General features: G+C 53.6%; 18 protein-coding genes and 2 pseudogenes. 7 read left to right on the top strand and 13 right to left on the bottom strand.

Annotated elements, in window-relative coordinates; all coding sequences use genetic code 11:
• Nucleotides 1-118 precede the first annotated feature (118 nt).
• Nucleotides 119-3,205 (bottom strand): efflux RND transporter permease subunit, encoded by a 3,087-nt coding sequence (locus tag ACTJI9_RS21350; protein ID WP_440810800.1) that lies wholly within the window; start codon nucleotides 3,203-3,205, stop codon nucleotides 119-121.
• The gene (locus ACTJI9_RS21345) at nucleotides 3,202-4,317 is read right to left on the bottom strand and encodes an efflux RND transporter periplasmic adaptor subunit (RefSeq protein WP_440810798.1); all 1,116 of its coding nucleotides are present in this window, start codon (nucleotides 4,315-4,317) and stop codon (nucleotides 3,202-3,204) included. The genes ACTJI9_RS21350 and ACTJI9_RS21345 overlap by 4 nt, the downstream gene beginning before the upstream one ends.
• 98 nt (nucleotides 4,318-4,415) lie before the next feature.
• Here ACTJI9_RS21345 and ACTJI9_RS21340 point away from each other — a divergent pair, with 98 nt between their 5' ends.
• A complete protein-coding gene (locus tag ACTJI9_RS21340) occupies nucleotides 4,416-5,003 on the top strand; it encodes a TetR/AcrR family transcriptional regulator (RefSeq protein ID WP_440810795.1) in 588 nt (195 codons plus the stop codon).
• A 123-nt stretch (nucleotides 5,004-5,126) separates the two neighbouring features.
• Here ACTJI9_RS21340 and ACTJI9_RS21335 read toward each other — a convergent pair whose 3' ends face one another.
• Nucleotides 5,127-5,330, bottom strand: a complete 204-nt coding sequence (locus tag ACTJI9_RS21335) for a KTSC domain-containing protein (protein WP_115055649.1) — start codon at nucleotides 5,328-5,330, stop codon at nucleotides 5,127-5,129.
• Between the two features lie 326 nt (nucleotides 5,331-5,656).
• Nucleotides 5,657-6,316 carry a hydrolase gene (locus ACTJI9_RS21330; RefSeq protein ID WP_115055651.1) on the bottom strand — a complete coding sequence of 220 codons (660 nt, stop codon included), beginning with the start codon at nucleotides 6,314-6,316 and terminating at the stop codon, nucleotides 5,657-5,659.
• A 148-nt stretch (nucleotides 6,317-6,464) separates the two neighbouring features.
• Here ACTJI9_RS21330 and ACTJI9_RS21325 point away from each other — a divergent pair, with 148 nt between their 5' ends.
• On the top strand, nucleotides 6,465-7,370 hold the full coding sequence (locus ACTJI9_RS21325; RefSeq protein ID WP_336441777.1) for a LysR family transcriptional regulator: 906 nt from the start codon (nucleotides 6,465-6,467) through the stop codon (nucleotides 7,368-7,370).
• Nucleotides 7,371-7,474: 104 nt separating this feature from the next.
• Here ACTJI9_RS21325 and ACTJI9_RS21320 read toward each other — a convergent pair whose 3' ends face one another.
• Nucleotides 7,475-8,203 (bottom strand): polysaccharide deacetylase family protein, encoded by a 729-nt coding sequence (locus ACTJI9_RS21320; RefSeq protein WP_336441776.1) that lies wholly within the window; start codon nucleotides 8,201-8,203, stop codon nucleotides 7,475-7,477.
• Between the two features lie 882 nt (nucleotides 8,204-9,085).
• On the opposite strand from ACTJI9_RS21320, the gene ACTJI9_RS21315 reads away from it, so the two are divergent.
• Both ACTJI9_RS21315 and ACTJI9_RS21310 read left to right on the top strand, forming a co-directional pair.
• Entirely contained in the window at nucleotides 9,086-9,421 is a 336-nt protein-coding gene (locus ACTJI9_RS21315; RefSeq protein WP_440810791.1) for an NIPSNAP family protein, read from the top strand.
• Nucleotides 9,422-9,470: 49 nt separating this feature from the next.
• Complete coding sequence (locus ACTJI9_RS21310) at nucleotides 9,471-10,082, top strand: LysE family translocator (RefSeq protein ID WP_336441774.1); 612 nt, start codon at nucleotides 9,471-9,473, stop codon at nucleotides 10,080-10,082.
• A gap of 57 nt (nucleotides 10,083-10,139) precedes the next feature.
• Here ACTJI9_RS21310 and ACTJI9_RS21305 read toward each other — a convergent pair.
• The 4 genes and pseudogenes from ACTJI9_RS21305 to ACTJI9_RS21290 form a co-directional block, all read right to left on the bottom strand.
• Nucleotides 10,140-10,500 (bottom strand): annotated as a pseudogene (locus ACTJI9_RS21305) (Dps family protein); the annotation flags it as partial.
• Between the two features lie 22 nt (nucleotides 10,501-10,522).
• Complete coding sequence (locus tag ACTJI9_RS21300; RefSeq protein ID WP_440810841.1) at nucleotides 10,523-10,702, bottom strand: hypothetical protein; 180 nt, start codon at nucleotides 10,700-10,702, stop codon at nucleotides 10,523-10,525.
• On the bottom strand, nucleotides 10,645-10,812 hold the full coding sequence (locus ACTJI9_RS21295; protein ID WP_440810845.1) for a hypothetical protein: 168 nt from the start codon (nucleotides 10,810-10,812) through the stop codon (nucleotides 10,645-10,647). Before ACTJI9_RS21295 ends, ACTJI9_RS21300 begins: the two co-directional genes overlap by 58 nt.
• Before the next feature lie 77 nt (nucleotides 10,813-10,889).
• A pseudogene (locus ACTJI9_RS21290) lies at nucleotides 10,890-11,072 on the bottom strand (LysR substrate-binding domain-containing protein); the annotation flags it as partial.
• Between the two features lie 14 nt (nucleotides 11,073-11,086).
• Between ACTJI9_RS21290 and ACTJI9_RS21285 the strand changes: the two are divergent.
• Both ACTJI9_RS21285 and ACTJI9_RS21280 read left to right on the top strand, forming a co-directional pair.
• A complete protein-coding gene (locus tag ACTJI9_RS21285; protein WP_336441773.1) occupies nucleotides 11,087-11,323 on the top strand; it encodes a hypothetical protein in 237 nt (78 codons plus the stop codon).
• Between the two features lie 242 nt (nucleotides 11,324-11,565).
• Complete coding sequence (locus ACTJI9_RS21280; RefSeq protein WP_440810787.1) at nucleotides 11,566-12,087, top strand: cupin domain-containing protein; 522 nt, start codon at nucleotides 11,566-11,568, stop codon at nucleotides 12,085-12,087.
• Nucleotides 12,088-12,462: 375 nt separating this feature from the next.
• Here ACTJI9_RS21280 and ACTJI9_RS21275 read toward each other — a convergent pair whose 3' ends face one another.
• From ACTJI9_RS21275 to ACTJI9_RS21265, 3 genes are read right to left on the bottom strand one after another with little or no spacing between them, the layout of a single operon-like run.
• A complete protein-coding gene (locus tag ACTJI9_RS21275) occupies nucleotides 12,463-13,365 on the bottom strand; it encodes an NAD-dependent epimerase/dehydratase family protein (protein ID WP_336441771.1) in 903 nt (300 codons plus the stop codon).
• 12 nt (nucleotides 13,366-13,377) lie between these two features.
• The gene (locus ACTJI9_RS21270; protein WP_440810785.1) at nucleotides 13,378-14,376 is read right to left on the bottom strand and encodes an ABC transporter permease; all 999 of its coding nucleotides are present in this window, start codon (nucleotides 14,374-14,376) and stop codon (nucleotides 13,378-13,380) included.
• 36 nt (nucleotides 14,377-14,412) lie between these two features.
• Entirely contained in the window at nucleotides 14,413-15,156 is a 744-nt protein-coding gene (locus ACTJI9_RS21265; RefSeq protein ID WP_440810783.1) for an ATP-binding cassette domain-containing protein, read from the bottom strand.
• Between the two features lie 421 nt (nucleotides 15,157-15,577).
• Between ACTJI9_RS21265 and ACTJI9_RS21260 the strand changes: the two genes are divergently transcribed.
• Nucleotides 15,578-16,567 carry a substrate-binding domain-containing protein gene (locus ACTJI9_RS21260; protein ID WP_336441768.1) on the top strand — a complete coding sequence of 330 codons (990 nt, stop codon included), beginning with the start codon at nucleotides 15,578-15,580 and terminating at the stop codon, nucleotides 16,565-16,567.
• Nucleotides 16,568-17,469: 902 nt separating this feature from the next.
• Here ACTJI9_RS21260 and ACTJI9_RS21255 read toward each other — a convergent pair.
• Nucleotides 17,470-17,907 (bottom strand): GNAT family N-acetyltransferase, encoded by a 438-nt coding sequence (locus tag ACTJI9_RS21255; protein ID WP_440810781.1) that lies wholly within the window; start codon nucleotides 17,905-17,907, stop codon nucleotides 17,470-17,472.
• Between the last annotated feature and the right edge of the window lie 193 nt (nucleotides 17,908-18,100).

Genomic DNA, 18,100 nt, shown 5'->3' with positions numbered 1-18,100 from the left:
TGTCTCCGTGACCATGCTGAATAAAGCGAAATGCCACAGACCGAGGTGGTTCCAAAAAACGATAAATCTCCTCACTAAGTGATAAGCCAGAATACGAAAGCCTTATTCCATCCTGATATTATACAGGAACTACCGACGCCGAGCTCTGGCGGCTATCTTTCGTTGGCTCTATCCGAAACCATACCGCGTATAGAGCTGGAAGGAAGAGGAGGATCATCACGGTTCCCGCTGCCGTTCCGCCAATCAACGTGTAGGCCATCGATCCCCAGAACACAGAATGAGTTAAGGGTATGAAGGCGAGAATGGCGGCCAGTGCAGTGAGGATGACCGGACGTGTCCGTTGTACTGTCGCTTCAATGACCGCTTTATAATCGTTGAGACCGGCTGCCTGATTTTCCTTGATTTGTTCTGTCAGGATCAACGTGTTGCGCATGAGGATGCCTGCCAATCCTATCAACCCGAGAATGGCGTTGAAGCCGAAAGGCTGATTGAAGACGAGCAGCGTCGGGACCACCCCGGCAAGTCCGAGGGGTGCGGTCAACATGACCATCGTCATCGTTGACAAACTGCGAACCTGGAGAATGATGACGATCAACATGGCTGCAATCATAACCGGAAAGATCTTGACGAGTGCGACATTGGCCTTGAGGGATTCTTCTATATTGCCGCCCATCTCAATCCTGTACCCAAGGGGAAGCGATGCAATGAGCGGCTGTAGTGCCGTCATGACCTGTTGGGAGACCTCCGGGGGTTGTGTGGCCTCGTTGATGTCTGAGCGTATCGTGATCACAGGGGTGCGGTCGCGTCGTTTCAGGATCGGCTCCTCAAACCGGATTTCAGAACGGCCGATCTGATCAAGGGGGACCTGACGGCCATCCCTGCTCATCAGCGAAAAGTCGGAAAGCCGTGATGGATCAAGACGGTTCTCGCCTGCGCTTCGGGCAACGACCGGCACGTTGCGGATATTGTCGCGCACCTGTGTGACAGGGATGCCGCTGAGCAGCAACTGCATCTGCTGGGCTGCCTCGGAGGGTGAGAGACCGATCAGATTGAGTCGATCCTGGTCGGGAACGAACCGCAGCACCGGCGTGCGGTTGCCCCAATCCCGATTGGCCTGGCGGACATCTGGAACACTTTTCATGATAGCAAGAGCCTGCTCGGAGATTTTGTAAAGTTCATCCGGATCCGATCCCATGATCCGAAACTCGACCGGAAATGGCGTGTAGGGCCCAAAGACAAGTTGCGTCACGCGCACAGATGCCTCTGGGACAAGTCCCTCGGAAATGGCGAGGCGCAAGCGATGCTTCAAATCCTCACGCGCATGCGCATCGGGCGTCAGCACAACGATCTTGGCGAAGGCAGGATCGGGCAATTCCGGCGCCATGGCAAAGAAGAAGCGCGGCGCTCCCTGCCCTACATAGCTGGTGACGATTTTTGTTTCCGGCTGCGTTTGCAGCCAGCCTTCGACTTTCTCCACTGCGGCTGTCGTGGTCTCGATGCTTGTACCCTCGGGCATACGAACTTCGACCAGCACTTCGGGTCGATCCGATGTCGGGAAGAACTGCTGTTTCACGCCTCCCATCCCGACGACGGAGACAGCCATTGTGATGCCGACCACGGCGCAGGTCATGAATTTATGGCGAACCGCAAACTCGATGAGGGAGCGCAGGCGACGGTAGTTTGGCGTGTCATAGATTGCGTGCGGTCCGCCTTCTACAGGCTTGATGTCGGGCAGCATCTTGACGCCGAGATAGGGCGTAAAGATCACTGCTACAAACCATGAAACGATCAGCGCAAAGCCCACGACCCAGAATATGTTACCGGCATATTCTCCTGCAGTCGATCTTGCAAAGCCTACTGGCATCAGCCCGATGATTGTGACGAGTGTGCCGGAAAGCATCGGCGCTGCCGTATGGCTCCAGGCATAAGCGGCCGCCTTGATACGGTCCATGCCCTCCTCCATCTTCACCACCATCACTTCAATGGCAATGATGGCGTCGTCCACGAGGAGGCCCAGCGCAAGGATCAATGCGCCGAGCGTGATACGATCGAAGAACCGGCCGGTTTCCAGCATGATGAGAAAAACGACGGCGAGCGTCAGCGGCACGGCAAGTGCGACAACGATGCCGACGCGCCAGCCGAGGGCAACCAGGCTCACAAACAGCACGACGCCAAGCGCCATTGCGAACTTGAGCATGAATTCGCCAACCGCCTCTTCGATATTGACAGCCTGATCGCTGACTTTGGTGAGCGTCATGCCCAGCGGCAGTGTCTGCCCGATCGCGGCGGATCGCGCTTCAAGCGCCTTGCCGAGATCAAGACCATTCCAGCCCTGTTGCATCACGGCGCCCAGCATGATTGTCGGCTCACCTTCATGCCGGATGATGTATGTTGCCGGATCCTCATACCCGCGCCGCACATCCGCTAAATCGGAGAGCTTTAGCGTCCGCCCAGCCGCTACGATCGGCGTATCGGCGATCGCCTGCACGCTGTTATAGGCTCCGTCGAACCGGATGAACACCTGCGGCCCACGCGTGTCGATGGAGCCAGCTGGCGTGACCGTATTCTGTCTTTGCAAAGCTGCGGCGATATCGGTTGCCGATATTCCAAGTGTCGCGAGCTTGGCATAGGAAAATTCGACGAAGATCTGTTCGGGGCGCTCCCCGATGATGTTGATTTTCTTGACGCCCGGAACGTGCAGGAGATCTTGACGGATGACCTCAGCCTGTCGCACGAGGTCCCGCATCGGCATCCCCTTCGCCTTCAATGCATAAAGACCGAAACTCACATCGGAATATTCATCATTGACGAACGGGCCCATCACGCCCGGAGGCAGATTGCGGGCTTCGTCGCTGAGCTTCTTGCGCGCCTGATAGAACTCTTCTTCGACGGCGGCCGGGGGCATGCTATCCTTCAAGGTGACGGTGAGGAAGGCGTAGCCAGGCCGTGTCGTCGTCTCGACACGGTCATACCAGGTCAGTTCCTGGATGCGCTTTTCCAGTGGTTCAGCGACAAGATCCTGCATCTCGCGCGCCGTCGCGCCTGGCCAGACGGAAGTGACCGTCAGGGTTTTGATGGTAAAGGAAGGATCCTCGGCGCGTCCCAGCTTGACAAAGGCATACGCCCCCGCCGCAGCCAATAGAACGATAAAGAATAAGGTGACGGCACGTTCGCGAACGGCAAGAGCTGACAGGTTGAAGCTCATTGTTTTGTCACCTCTTGCTGCGGGGCAATTCTAACGGCTGCGCCATTTTCCAGGAGATGCGCGCCAAGAGCGACAACCCTCTGGCCAATGTTGACACCGGTGACAAATGCCATCTCCTCGCTGATCCGTTTGATTTCGACTGGTGTAAACGTCACCGTGAGGGTGGCACCGTTGACGACCCAAACACCCGTCCGCCCACCGTTGTCCAGGATCGAACCTACCGGAACTGCGACCTCCGACTGCCTGTGCGCGTCCAGGATTTTAATCGTCACCGTCGAGCCGAGCGGGGCAGAGGCGGCGGCGCCATCGAGGACGTAACGCGCCTCGTAGGTACGGGTCTGCGGATCGGCAGCATCGGAGATCTGTCGCAAGCGCGCCTTTCCGCTGATACCGTCGGTTCCATAGACACTGGCCTCAGCTTGGGATCCTATGTCGGGCCGCAGCGTCTCAGGTAGCCAGACAACGGCTTCACGCGGGCCAGCCTGCGCGAGTTGAACGACCGTCTGGCCCGCGGCCACGACCTGTCCTGGATCTCCGAGCGTCTCGACGACAGTGCCATCTGCATCTGCAAGTAGAACGCTATAGGTGGCTGCATTTTCTGCGACACTGGCGTCAGCTTCAGCGGCCGCAAGCTGCGCCGAGGCCGTGTCGAGCGCTGCTTTGGCTTGTTCATAACGTTGTGGGGTGGCAGCCAGTCCATTTTTCACCAACGCCGCATAGCGTTTCTCATCTGCCTGTACTTGGATCAGGACAGCCCGCGCCGCGATGACCGTATTGCGCTTGGCCGTAAGGGCGAGTTGGAGATCTGTTTCATCTATGCGCATCAGAGCCTGACCTGCCCGAACCTGCTGACCCACATCAACCATCCGCTGGACGATCTTGCCCGGCACCCGGAAACCGAGATTGCTTTGCACCCGTGACGCGACTGTGCCGGTAAACGACCGCTCTGCCGATGCAGTCTTCTTCGCCTCTGTCACCCTTACGAGCGGTGCAACCGTCCTCGGATCCGCGGCATCGGCTTTCCGTTCAGTGGTTTCGGACATTAAGATAAAAGCAGCGACCGCCACCGTTCCCAGAAGACCTACAGATATCAGGACATATTTGCGTTTCATTTTACATTCTCGGTTTGGCGAGCGATCCGTACAATTTAGATTGCGACCTAAATCTAAATATGCCATAGATGTCAAATGAAATCTAATCGGAGGCGAATATGAGAGTGAGCCGCGTGCAGGCAGAGGAAAATCGAGAAAAGGTGATCAACGTTGCCAGCCGCCTCTTTCGAGAACGTGGCTTTGATGGAATTGGCTTGAAGGATCTGATGAAGGGTGCCGGTCTAACGCAAGGTGGATTCTATAAGCAATTCTCATCCAAGGAACACCTTGCTGCTCTGGCATCCAGCCGCGCCATGGAAAGTGCGACGCGCAGATGGTCGACAGCTGCCGCGACAAGCTCCGATCCCCTGGAGGCAGTGATGTCGTTCTATCTTTCAATGGGGCATCGCGAGGAAATGGCAGATGGCTGCCCATTGGTGGCGCTGGGATCTGATGCGGTGCGCCAGAGTGACGAAGTGAGACACCCATTTGAAGAGGGAGTAGCGGCTCACTTTGAGGTGCTGGATGAACTGATGAACGAAGCCAAGAGCTCCAACCCCAGCGCCAAGGCGATGACAATACTTTCGCTTATGGTTGGTGCCGTCACGCTTTCCCGTATCATGGGGGACAAGAGTTTGGCAGAAGGTATTCTTGATGCTGCGGCTGAGGAAGTCAGGCGCATTGCGCACCGTGAAGATGTCGTCTGACAGATGCCGCTGGCTTGTTAAGCTAAGATTCAAACTAGCAAACAGCACTATCGCTCATCAATGCTTTCGGAGCCCTTGACCACTCCAGTGGATTGATCGAGGTGGTTTCGCCGGAAATATCGTTCAAGATCGGTAGATGCGATAGCGATACACGTCGCGAATGTGCTGGTTGAAGAAACGTCCTTTGGAAAAGGCCTGGCGAAAATCGTCATATATTCCAGGCGGCACATCCATATAGTCGTACCGATTTCTGCTTGTCACAAACCATATTGACAATATCCGTGCCGCTTCATCATAGCTGGTATTTCGGATCAACGTAGAAGGCATTTTATCCCTCACCAACCTCCACTACCCGGAGCTCTCTGACGGCCCGAACCATAACCTGTCGGTAGGGAAATGGTTCCCGCATCCGAGCCTGTAAAGCCGGTCGCGATGCAGCGACGGAACAAGACGGCTGTCACATGCTGAAACCACAACCATTGCGGCCTATTGCGCAACCGATGTTGCGGGGCACAGGAAAAAGTCTGCCATCACGTCCGACTGGTTGGGCGTCTCGGCAACGGAGCTGAGACCGATTGAAGATGACGAGGATCGACAGATCGCCCAGCTAGTCGCGGCGCAACCGTCGATGTCCCCATCACCCCAGGAAGGATTTAATGGCCGCCTTTGGTTGTCGGGACGGGGGTATTGAGCAACTGCTGCTCCCACAGATAGGCAATGCCGCTGCCGGCCATGTGCGAGATGAGCACTTCGGTCAGCTCTTCGACGTGCTCGGTGCGAGCCCAGTCGCGCTGCCACTCGCCAGCAAGAGCCATCCAAGTCATCATGTTAACGCCTGCCGCAATCATCCGCTGGATGGCGACCTGATGAGATTCGGTTGAGCTTCCGCCCGATGCGTCAGTGATTACAGTCACATCCCAGCCTTCGCCAGCTGCCTGAATCGCTGGCATCGCTACGCAAACTTCGGTCCACAGACCTGCGATGATTAGTTGCTTGCGACCGGTCGCCTTCACCAGGTCCACCACCTTCTTGTCCTCCCACGTATTCACCCAGGTCCGGTCGATTACTTCCTGCCCTGGGAAAACGTCTGTGATTTGCTTGAAGAGCTTGCCGCCGCGGTCCGCAATCACGCTGGTGAGGATGGTCGGAACATTGAAGGCTTTTGCCAGCTTTGCTAGCGCAGTCGTGTTGTTGACGACGGCCTGAGGATCATGGCTATTGAGGTTAGTTAGCTGGTAAGGCTGATGATCAATCAGAACGAGGACGGAATCTTCGGGACGAAGGAGAGAATTGAGGCCGTTACGAAAGGTCATTGAATATAGATCCTATATTGGCGGTTCGTTAAGAGATGTTGCGAGGATACCCTCATCGGAGAGCCATCCGCAGCCAACTTGTCATTGTCTTCTGCGAGCCGGTAGACCTAAATCGTGTGACGCTGTGTTGCAGGAAAAGGAACGCGATGTGCAACTTGAGGATCTGAGAATATTCATCGAGGTCGCTGATGCCGGCGGGATATCGTCAGCGGCGCTGCGCCTGGGCATTTCGAAGTCGATGGTCAGCCGGAGAATCACCCAGCTCGAGGCGGAACTTGGCGCACAGTTACTTGCGAGGACGACCCGTGGTATAGCGCTGACAGAAGCAGGTGTTACATTCAGGGAGCACGCAGCCCGGATTTCCACCGAACTGGATGTCGCAAAGGAAACGATGTTGCCGGCCGGTGAGCTTCGAGGCCGCCTGCGCATAGCCGTACCACTGTCATTTGGTCCAACGCATTTTGCTCCTGTCCTTTCGCAGATGGCGCGCCGACACCCCCAACTGCATATCAGTTCTTCCTATACTGATCGCTTCGTAGATCTCGTTGGAGAAGGTTTTGACTGCGCAATCCGTGTAGGCCACCTTCAGGATTCCAACCTCGTCGCAAGACGTGTGGGACCACTCTTTGGCAAACTTGTCGCAAGTCCTGCCTACGTCGAGGCTCACGGCGCTCCCGTAACACCGGATGAGATTGTGAATCACCAGGTGGTCATGCGGGAAGCTGAAACGTGGCAATTTATGGATGTCGACAAGATTGTCCTGGTGCGCCCCCAAGGGCGTTTCGTAGCTGACAACGGAGTATCGCTCGTGGCGGCCGCTTTGGAGGGGATAGGGGTCGCCTATCTACCCGAACCGCTCGTCGCCGATCATATCTCGTCGGGCGCATTGGTGCCAATCATGACAGGTTATCCGGTTCCACCGGCCGCCATCTTCGTCGTGAGACCGCCCGGTCGGTATCCCACGAGAAAAGTGAGAATCCTCACTGAGATGCTTATCGAATGTTTCGGAAACCTGACCGAGGGCGAGGAGAGCATCGGCAAAGGAGACGCTTGATTGGGCCATGAACAGCCTAAAACTAACAATGGTACCCGTTCGGCCTGAAATCGAGACATTCGGACGTTTCTCATTGTCGGCAATGACGTCCTGTTAAGTTCTATTCAATTTGAACTTCCCTGTTGCAGCGCCAGCAATTCGGAAACTGTGACAAATTTAAAGCCCCGCGCCTTGAGACCATCGATCAGAGCGGGCAATGCCTGCCGGCTGGCCCCTCGGCTTTCGTACATAACGTGCATGATGATGATCGAGCCGTTGGTCGCATTGGTAATCACATAGTCAGCCATAGCTTGGGGATCAGCAGCTGTGACCAGATCCGCTTCAGGTTCCACATCCCACATGATCGTGGTGCGGTCGTTCTGCGCCAAATACCAAGGCAATGCGACGAGTTTCTTGCCATATGGAGGACGGAAATGCAGCTCGCCCTTATACCCGGCATCACGGATCGCAGCATCCGTGTTCTCGATCTCCTCGCGAACCGTTGCGGAGCTCACGAAGATCATGCGATTATGCGACCAGGAATGATTGCCGATCTCGTGACCGGCATCCGCGATAGCTTTGGCCCCTGCCGGATTCTGGGCAGTCTCTCGCCCGGTGAGGAAGAATGTCGCCCTAACGTCGTGCGCTTTCAAAATTTCGAGCACGGGTTGAGTATAGTCGGTTGTGGGACCGTCATCGAAGGTAAGCGCCACAACGGCCTGATCAGTGTCGACGCGGGCTAGGAGATCGCCAAAGAGCTGGAAGGTTCTAGCGTTGGTCAAACGCAAGATGCCGAACAGTCCGGCGATGACCAGCGCAAAGACGACAGGTACCATTATCCAACGACGCATCATTGCCTACTCATTAAGAGTCTTTGACGGCAGCGCCTGGCGGTAACGCCAATAGCAGCTTCGCACACCGTGTCCGCACTTTAACGGCAGAAATGAGGCCGGTATCTGCCGGATTGTAAAGTGCCCGCTTTCGCCGTTGCAGCGATGAGGTGGCTTTCCCGGAAGCGGACATTTGCGCTGTCACAGTACGCCAGCATATCTTACGTTGATGATGCGACAACGTTCAGGATCAGTGCCCTTCATTCCAGTGACGCGGCTCAGACATGGCGAAAAGATAATCTGAAATTTTCACAAAGTCTAACCAGCCATCGTCGGTCGTAAAATGATGAGGCCGCGTGTGCTGGAAGTCGCGCGCATTGATCTTTTTTATCATTGACTGCTCTGATGAGTCCGCAGGATATCCGTCATTCAATCGCGGAGCAACCAGCCGGTCGGGGTTTCCTGGCGGGTGAGCGTTCGTCGTTAAATCGACAATCTCGAGCCGGCCGCCCCGTACTTCTATCGCGACTAGCCGCCGGCCAGTAGCCAAGAGCCGAGCGAATTCCCACTCTCCTGCCAACGCTCGCCTTCTTCCCCGAGGCGCCGAAGCATGGGACGGTCTTTGCGGCTGCTTTCCCGTTGCAAATATTGTCGCTGGACTACGGCGTATTCGTTTTGATCGGAATCCGACGGGACTGTTAGAGGACACAAGATGCGTCCCAACAATGAACCAATGATATGAAACGCTTGGAAGTCGACAGTGACCGGTGGGCTAACCCGTTTGTGCACTCCAAAATTGAATGCGTGAAATCTCTAATTCAAATCCCTTCGGAACCTCTGTGTCAGACGTCGGTTAAGGAATCAAACCGCAACACTCTGGCACTTCGTCGTACGAGAGGAAATTTTATGATCACCTGTGTTGTTAACTATGAGATCGATCCGACAAAGATCGAGATATTTGAGAAGTTCGCGTCAGCCTGGATTTATCTCGTGACCGAACACGGAGGCACACATCACGGTTATTTTCTACCTTCGGAAGGAGCCAGCGATAAGGCTCTCGCTTTGTTTAGTTTTGATGGTCTGGCTTCGTATGAACGATTTCGTTCCTTGTTTGGGGTTGATGCTCGGTTCATTAAAGTCGATCGGATCCGAGATGAAAGTGGATGTGTAATAAGGCACGAAAGGACGTTCATGCGCCCCTTCTTTGCTTCTGATATCACCGGGATTGAGGGTGAAGTTTAATAGGAGAGCCATAACGTCTGGTCGCACTTAAATCGGTCTGGAGTTTAGAATGGAATTTACATCAATTCTTGTATTCGCCGTAGCGCTGGCAATCGCATCTGCGTCTCCAGGACCAAGCGTGGCGGCATTGGTGTCAAGGGTTATTGCCACAGGCTATAGAGGCGTCTTGCCGTTTTTGGCTGCAATGTGGTTTGGCGAAGCGATTTGGCTTGCGCTGGCGGTGTGCGGCTTATCTGTCCTCGCTCAAATGTTCCAACCGCTGTTCCTTATCGTCAAATGGATCGGCGTGGCTTATCTTCTCTACCTGGCATGGAAGATGTGGAACGCCCCAGTTTTCCTCACTGGTCAGACCGTGCCTGGCGAAATATCCAAGGCAAAACTTTTTGCAGCAGGCTTTGCTGTTACGATGGGCAACCCAAAAACGATGATGTTCTATGTTGCTCTGTTACCCACGATTGTCGATCTCGATGCCATTTCGACAGTCGGTTGGTTCGAGCTCACTGCGACGATGTTGGTCGTCGTCGTGTCCATTGATGTTGCATGGACTGTAGCTGCGGCGCAGACGCGACGCCTGCTCAAACACCGCAAGGCTATGATGATTGCCAATCGTACGAGCGCTGGCATGATGGCAGGAGCGGCCGCGGCGATCGCCGTTCGCTAATGTGGCAAAACGGCCAGATCTGGCTAAAGTTTTGCTTTAGATTTAACCCCGGTTTGGGAGGCTGGCGGTCACTGTATTGCCATGCCGTCGCAAAGATTGTGCGTCTCCTTCATCAACGAAACCAGTGCTACCTTGTCCTCGCGACGTTTAGCCAGCAAGTCTCGCAGTGTTACGAAATCAGCATCATTTTCGAGCAGACGCTTCGCTTTGGAGATATGGCCGATCGAACAGGTGGTCATGCCGTCAATTTTACGGACCCGCTCGGCGATGCATCCGTCTTCGCGAATATCTGTTCGCCTGCTCATCTAACATCAGGTGATAATAGCGGAAATGCGACCGCTCATGTGCCAGTGGAAATTCTTGGTCTGAGGTAAAGCACAAACACATCAGCCAGAAGTGTTATCAATGCGCCGGAGACAAGGTAAACCGTGCTTCAGTCTCTAAGTTATTTGTATGAATTCTGTGGTCATGAAGTCGATGAAGGCTCGCACCTTCCTTGGGACGATTGGCGCACGAGGATAGATGATCGAGACCGTGCTTGATATTGGCTGGTATCCTTCCATCACAGGCACCAGCCGTCCAGTGGCCAGGTCTGCATTGGCGACGAAGCTCGCAAGAATGGCGATGCCTCGACCATCGAGCGCGCATGGTGCAAAGCAGCGATATTGTCCGAGTGCATGATGGGATCGACCGAAACTTCCACAAACTGTTCGGCTCGTTCAGTCTCCATCGTGCGCCGTGAATGAACGTTGAGAAATGCAGGATACTGTGGGATTGCAACTCGTCCGGGTGCGTAGGGCTGCCATGAGCATCGACGTAGGATGGCGAGGCTACTAGGAAACGGTCGTTCTCAGCGATCTTCTTCACCCGATAATCGCCGCAGCTTTCGCTCGCACCGATGCGAACGGCGGCGTCAAAGCGATCACTTATGAGGTCAACCACATGATCACTGAAGTGCAAATCGAACTGTAAGTCTGGATAGGCGCGCATGAAGGCCAGCAGGCGTGGGGCAATTTGGGGCTGGCGGTCACGGTCGGGTATTGCGGATCGCCGAACCGCTTGTCGCTGGTCAACGCAAGATTGAGGTGATCGCGGAGGATCTGAACAGTCCCGTCAACCTTATGGTTACCGATGATGGAATTGCCTATGTCACTGAGTCCCACATCCGCCACCGTATGGTCAACGGATTAGAAGAACAGCGCCCCCGCTCCTTCCACATTGTGATCGTTCCCCTGATCTGAGGCTGCACCGCGCTGAAGATATGCCAGGCTAAGCGAACCGGTTACACGGCGGTCAGAAATTGCGGTTGCGAAAGGTGCCCCTCCCTGTGTTAGAATTTTATGTTAGTATAAGCTACCGGGCAGGTTCAGTCCGCTTTGCCGGTTTCGGCCAAGTCTGGCTTGTCCGGACTAGCCTGGACTCATCAAAACCATGGGCCCTCTTTTGCGCACCTGCTGCCGCTTAAACCATCGTGATCGAGAAAATGACATTGTCAAAGGACCACAATCACCCCCAGCATCATGACCATGCGCACGGTGACGAACACCCCCATCAGGAGGTTGACTGGCGCGACAACGGGGTCAAGGTCATTCCTGGTAACCAGTTGGACCCCAATACGGCCCAGACGCCTGGCATGAACCGCGCGACGGCCATCAACAACGCGCGGGCTGGTGCGGAGAAAATCTGGGCTGGAACGGTAACAATCCATGCCAATGCCAAAACCGGCGCCCATCACCACGGCGATCTTGAAAGCATCATTTATGTCGTCAAGGGCAAGGCTCGCATGCGCTGGGGGAACCGTCTCGAGTTTACCGCGGAAGCCGGGCCTGGCGATTTCATCTATGTTCCGCCCTTTGTGCCGCATCAGGAAATCAATGCGAGTGAAGACGAGACACTCGAATGCGTGCTCGTGCGCTCCGGCCAGGATCCCATTGTCGTCAATCTTGATATTGAAGCGGTGGAAAGACCGGAAGGCGTCCTGTGGAAGGACCCCATTCATCGATAGGCGCGACGTTCGTGCGGGGCGACGCAGCCGATTCCGTACAAATCACGTTCAGAAACCCTTAAGCATGTTGGTCGCCTCAAGATTTGATCCGGCAGCATCGACCATCCTGACTTTCCCGGCCCAAAAACTGTCATGGCAACCGTCAGTGGTTGCGCCGTGAAAGAACCGTCGCCGCTACACGTTATTATATGACGCAAGTGTCCGAGACAAACGAGGGTTTCGACGGTTCAAAATAATCCTGAATGTATCAACGGTCCTCAGTCATTTTTCCCCCGTGGCGCTCCACCCAGCGTATTGCTTGGTTAAATCGATGCGACCTGGCCGCACAAAACGTGCGGTAATCTTACTCGCACAAAGACGACCAGGCGTCCCAAGCTACAGTTCCGATTCAGGCACCAGGTCTCGCCAGTTAAAATTCTCTTTGAAACCCAGGACTTCCCGCGTTTTCCGATTGGATAAAGGCGCCTCAAACTCATCCATTTCACGGCGCAGCGTTGTACCAGGGCAATACCGCTGGAGAAACTCGCGCGTTGGAAGCAAAGCCGTGATCGTGTCATTTACGGCATTAAAAACCTGAAAGCCCAAACCATCTTTGCGTATCGCCAAATCCACAATCTGGCCAAGATCGCGAGCGTCAATATAACTCCACGCGTTTCGTTTGCGCGACATTGGCCTGGCCAGGAAATCCGGGAACAATTTATACTCGTGAGGTTCGATAACGTTGCCTATCCGGAGTGCATAAATATCGGCACCATATCGTGCGGCGAATGCTCGTGCCGTGTTTTCATTAACGAGTTTTGACAGGCCATAACTGTCCATGGGATCAACGTCGTAATCTTCCTCAAGGGGAAAATGATGAAAATCCTTGTCACCTTCGGCGAAACATACACCATAGGTTGTCTCGCTCGACGCAATAACGATCTTTCGTATGCCAAGCTTAACAGCCGCTTCGATAACGTTATAGGTTCCCATAGTGTTGATCTGAAAGGTCTCGTTATCGGGTCTGATCAGGACCCGCGGAACAGCGGCAAAGTGAACCACGGCATCCACTGGTGCCGGACCTTTGCCACTTTCAAAGCCATTAAATCCGAAATGGCTGGACAAGGCATTGAACATTTGCCCGCTGTCAGTAATGTTCGCCACCAGTGTGTTCACGCTGGGATGGTCTAACGGCGTCAGATCCACGTTCAAGATGTCGTAGCCTTTGTCAGCCAAATATTGCACGACGTGACGACCGGCCTTTCCTGTACCGCCTGTGAAAACAATCCGCTTACTCATACTTTGACTTCCCTATTGATTTTGCCGGAACTTACGCAGTCGGTCGAACAGCACTGCCACCAAGATTGCCCCGCCTATAAAACAACCCTGCCAGAATGCGTTGATACCGAGCAAGCCGAGGCTGTTGCGAATGATTTCAATCAAAGCTGCCCCCACCAATGCGCCCAAGGCAGTTCCAACGCCTCCGGCCAGCGCGGCCCCACCGATCACCGCCGCTGCAATGACCTGCAACTCCAGGCCTGAACCGATATTTGTCGTTATCGCGCCAAGCCATCCAGTTTGAATGATACCTGCAATGCCGGCTGACAGTGATGATATCATGTAAACCGCAACCTTGATCGGGCGGACGGGAACACCCGTCAATGTGGCGGCATGCTCATTTCCGCCAATGGCATAGATATGCCGGCCGAACCGGGTCCACCGCAAAATAAAACCTGTCAGCAATGCCAGTACAATCATGTACAAGACCGGATTCGCAATGCCGAAGAACCAAGCCCCGCCGCCAAGAGAAAGGAGTTTTGCCTGATCCGGACCGAATTCGAACACCACCGTATTGCCTGAAGCAACCATCGCCAGACTGCGGGCGATCGATAACATGCCGAGCGTAACAACAAACGGCGGCATTCCTAAGTACGCAATCAGAACACCATGGAAAGCACCAATGACGAGCGCGGTTGCAATTGATGCAATGATGCCCACTTCAATACTATAGCCAGCATGCATAACCACGCCCAGCACCATGCTGCAAAGGCAAAGGACAGATCCAACAGATAGATCAATGCCGCCTGTAATAATAACGAGCGTCATCCCGAGTGCGATGATTGCCACAAACGTCACGTTTCGCGTGATATTGTAGAGGTTCTTTGATGTTGCAAAGGAATCTGTAGCAAAAGAAAGAAAAATGCAGGCTAATACTACTGCTGCGAGAACCCAAAAGGTCTGGCTGCCCAGTTTCGCAGATAGCCAACTTTCCTGTTTTTGGTCAATCGTTTGGTCAAGCGTGGTAGCCATGATGACGTCCGTTCCTTCAGCTACATGAACATCGCTTTACGCAGCTTGTTCAATTGCCCCGGTGATGAGCCCCGTTACTTCTTCAGGCGAACTCGCCTTTATTGCTTTGTCCGCAACTTTTCGACCACGCCGCATAACGATTACGCGGTCTGCAACGGTGAATACATCGGGCATGCGATGGCTGATGAGAACCACGGCTATTCCCTGATCCCGTAAATGCCTGATTAAGTTGAGTACTTCAGCGACCTGTCGAACTGAAATCGCGGCAGTTGGCTCATCCATCAGAACGAGTCTGGCATCGGATAGTCGTGTTCGAGCAATTGCTACCGCCTGCCGTTGTCCTCCAGACATCTGTTTGACCAGATCCCGGGGCCGCGTTTCCGACTTTAGTTCAGCAAATATTTGTCCGGAACGTCGGTACATCGCAGCATAGTCCAGTATACGCAAAGGCCATATGCCCCGGCGCAACTCGCGACCAAGGAATACATTGGCAGCGGCTGTAAGGTTGTCACAAAGCGCCAGGTCTTGATGGACAATTTCAATACCATGCCGACGCGCGTCTACCGGGCGGTTCATAATGAGCTCCTGCCCATCCATTCGCATCACTCCTTCGCTCGGTCGAAAATTGCCCGCAATCATTTTCACCAAAGTCGACTTGCCGGCCCCATTGTCGCCCATGAGACCGACGACCTCACCCGGTTCAATGGTAAAAGATACATCGTTGACGGCTTGAATAGCACCGAAATGTCGTGAGACGTTTGCAAGTTCGAGAACTGCCACTGCTCCACCTCCCCTTTCCTATCGACCGCAGGCCCGATTAAACGGATCGTTTTCGCAAGTCGCAGGTGTTTCGACCAGTCTCCTCCCGAGGCCAGACAACGACGACATCTATGCAAACCACGAGATAAGCGTCAATCTACGAATGGCCCAAAAGTCATTTTATACGATAAATAAAGATTGACGGCTCGCTCAGATCGTTATTAGCTGGCTGAGGGAGGAGAATTTGGCAGGCCGAGCGGGAGTTCGCGCCGGCCTTGGGCAAGCGCAGGCAATTTCCCGCATATAAAAACACTCCGCTTCATCTTTTGACACAGACGTATTTTGTTTGATTGAGCCCAGAAATATCGTGCGAACACATGCGAGCGCGCCCACTCCGAAATAGAGTATCGTGCATCATTCAACGTACTAAAGGGAGGAACTAATGAAAAAATCGCTATTACTTATTGCTGCGGCTGCACTGGCCCTTAACGTCGTGCCCGCTTTCGCAAAAAAACAACTGGTAATCGTCGTAAAAGGTTTGGACAACCCATTTTTCGAGGCAATCAATCAGGGCTGCCAGAAATGGAATAGTGAAAATGCCAATTCAGAATACGAGTGTTTTTACACTGGACCAGCGTCTACCTCTGATGAGGCGGGAGAAGCCCAGATTGTACAGGATATGCTTGGCAAATCTGACACGGTGGCGATGGCAATTTCGCCTTCAAATGCCAAGCTGATCGCACAGACCCTGAAAACGGCAAGCCCCACGATACCCATTATGACCCTGGATGCAGATCTTGCTGCCGAAGACTCCGCTTTGAGAAAGACATATCTTGGTACAGACAATTACCTTATGGGATTTAAGATCGGTGAGTACATTAAGAAGGCGAAGCCAAACGGGGGAAAAATATGCTTGATCGAGGGTAATCCTGGCGCTGACAACATTTTGCGCCGTGCCCAGGGTACCCGCGATGCTCTAACCGGGGAAAAAGGCGCGAAAGAGTTGAAGGGGCAAGGCGGCTGGACTGAAGTCGCTGGCTGCCCGGTATTTACCAACGATGATGGAGCTAAAGGTGTTCAGGCAATGACGGACATCCTCGCCGCAAATCCGGATCTAGATGCTTTTGCGATTGAAGGTGGCTGGCCGTTGTTCGGCGCGCCGCAACCTTACCGGGACCTGGTTCGGCCATTGAAAGACAGGATTGCGAGTAACGACTTCGTCATATCGGCTGCAGATACTATCGGAGATGAGGTTGCTATTGCGGGTGAGGGCTTGGTAACCGCTTTGGTTGGTCAGCGTCCATTCGAGATGGGCTACAAAGCACCATCCGTTATGATTGATCTTATAGAAGGAAAAACCGTTGAAGATCCGGTCTTCACGGGCCTTGACGAGTGTACAAAAGACACCGTCTCAACATGTATTCAAAAATGACGGTTTAGTGCTAGTCTTTATCGTTGCTAAATGAACGAGGGAGGTGCTCCTGGAGCGCCCCCCTAATCCGACCTTTTTGGCTATAACGCACGCCAGAACCAAGTGGTTCTAATCTGAGGGGGGCGTTTTCGGTCGTTGCATTCACCGATCTATAGAAATTGAACTTCCGATAGTCTTTATCATCACCGCTGGTTCGGCACCTGTTCCTGCGGAAAGTATCGACGTGGCAAATCAATCGTCTAATAATTCAGAACAGGCGGTTGTCGCGGTTAGCGTGCCCGGTCTTTGCCTGGGATTCGACCCAATCTTTCGTTGTATCCGGTAGCAACACATTCATAGTAGACATTCATTCTGCACCCTTACACCCCGCCGGTCTCCATCATTAAAACGGTAAACCAAGTGATAGGCCCGAACGACATCGAACCTACCTCCCAACAGGCAGAACTTGAGCATCCTTACTGAGGATTGGGCATTTATTCTATTACAAGTCCTGTCAGCAAAACCTTCCTTTGAAAATGCCTATAAGAGGCTAATTTTCAACGATTTCGATTGTAGCGCAGATGTCTATAATACCCATTAAACTATTGCAAAGATTATGCACTGATCGAATTATAATGAATGGCGGACTGCATGATAGAACGGCTGACGCAACTCGCGAGCTATCTCAGCACTTTTGTACAAGCTGCCCGAGCATATTGAGGGTTCAAGGATCTATAAGCACACGTGCTGATGCGATAATGGCTTTGCGCCCGCATTCCGGCCATTTCAATCAGGATCGCTTGTTAAGCAAAGCTGTCGTTTAATAGCTATAACGAAGTCGATTTGCGGTGGTGGAATACCGACTATCCACTTTCATTGCGTCCATTTTGCAAAATAAGCCATCCGCACCCTACTCTGAAAGGTTAGATTGCCAGGTTCAATATTGGGCGCGCCCAAGTCACCTTCATTGTTGGCAGTTTAGTTCCAACGATCGTGGCCCCCATCCTTTGGTAGAACCCGACAGAAGGTGGGTGGGAGACAATCTTAATTGAAGGAATACCACGTCGCTTTGCCTCAGCCACCATGTGTTGAAATAGCTTCGCACCTATTCCCGTTCCTTGAGCGTGATCGGCAACAAACATGAGGTCCAATTCCGGTTCGTCGGTTAGCGTTAGGCTGTAGAAGCCCGCTATAGCGTCCTGAAGGACGGCGACGTAGAAAACTTCTGCGTCTAGCTGGGCGGGCGTGATGGCATAGCCGTCCAGAATGCTGGCGTAGTTGCCTTCATAGGCACTCGATTGATGCATCAACTGGGTGAGCGCCTTTGCATCACCGTGTTTGGCAGGTCTGATCTTGAGCAACGTGCACCTTCTGAATCTGGCTCATGGAGAATTCCATGTCCGCTTTTAATAGCACCACGCACGAATTGCGACGTCTGTTTGAGGTATTGGCTGCGGGCGGCAACGTATCCCATTCTGTTAGCTAGATCGCACACTTTGCTGAACTGCGTCCGGAGTTGACACGCATCTGTTCAAATCAGATTCTTGCAACAGA

This window comes from Phyllobacterium sp. 22552 (assembly GCF_052044585.1).
In the GTDB taxonomy this organism is placed as follows: domain Bacteria; phylum Pseudomonadota; class Alphaproteobacteria; order Rhizobiales; family Rhizobiaceae; genus Phyllobacterium; species Phyllobacterium ifriqiyense.
This window is presented reverse-complemented; position numbering and strand designations above follow the sequence as displayed.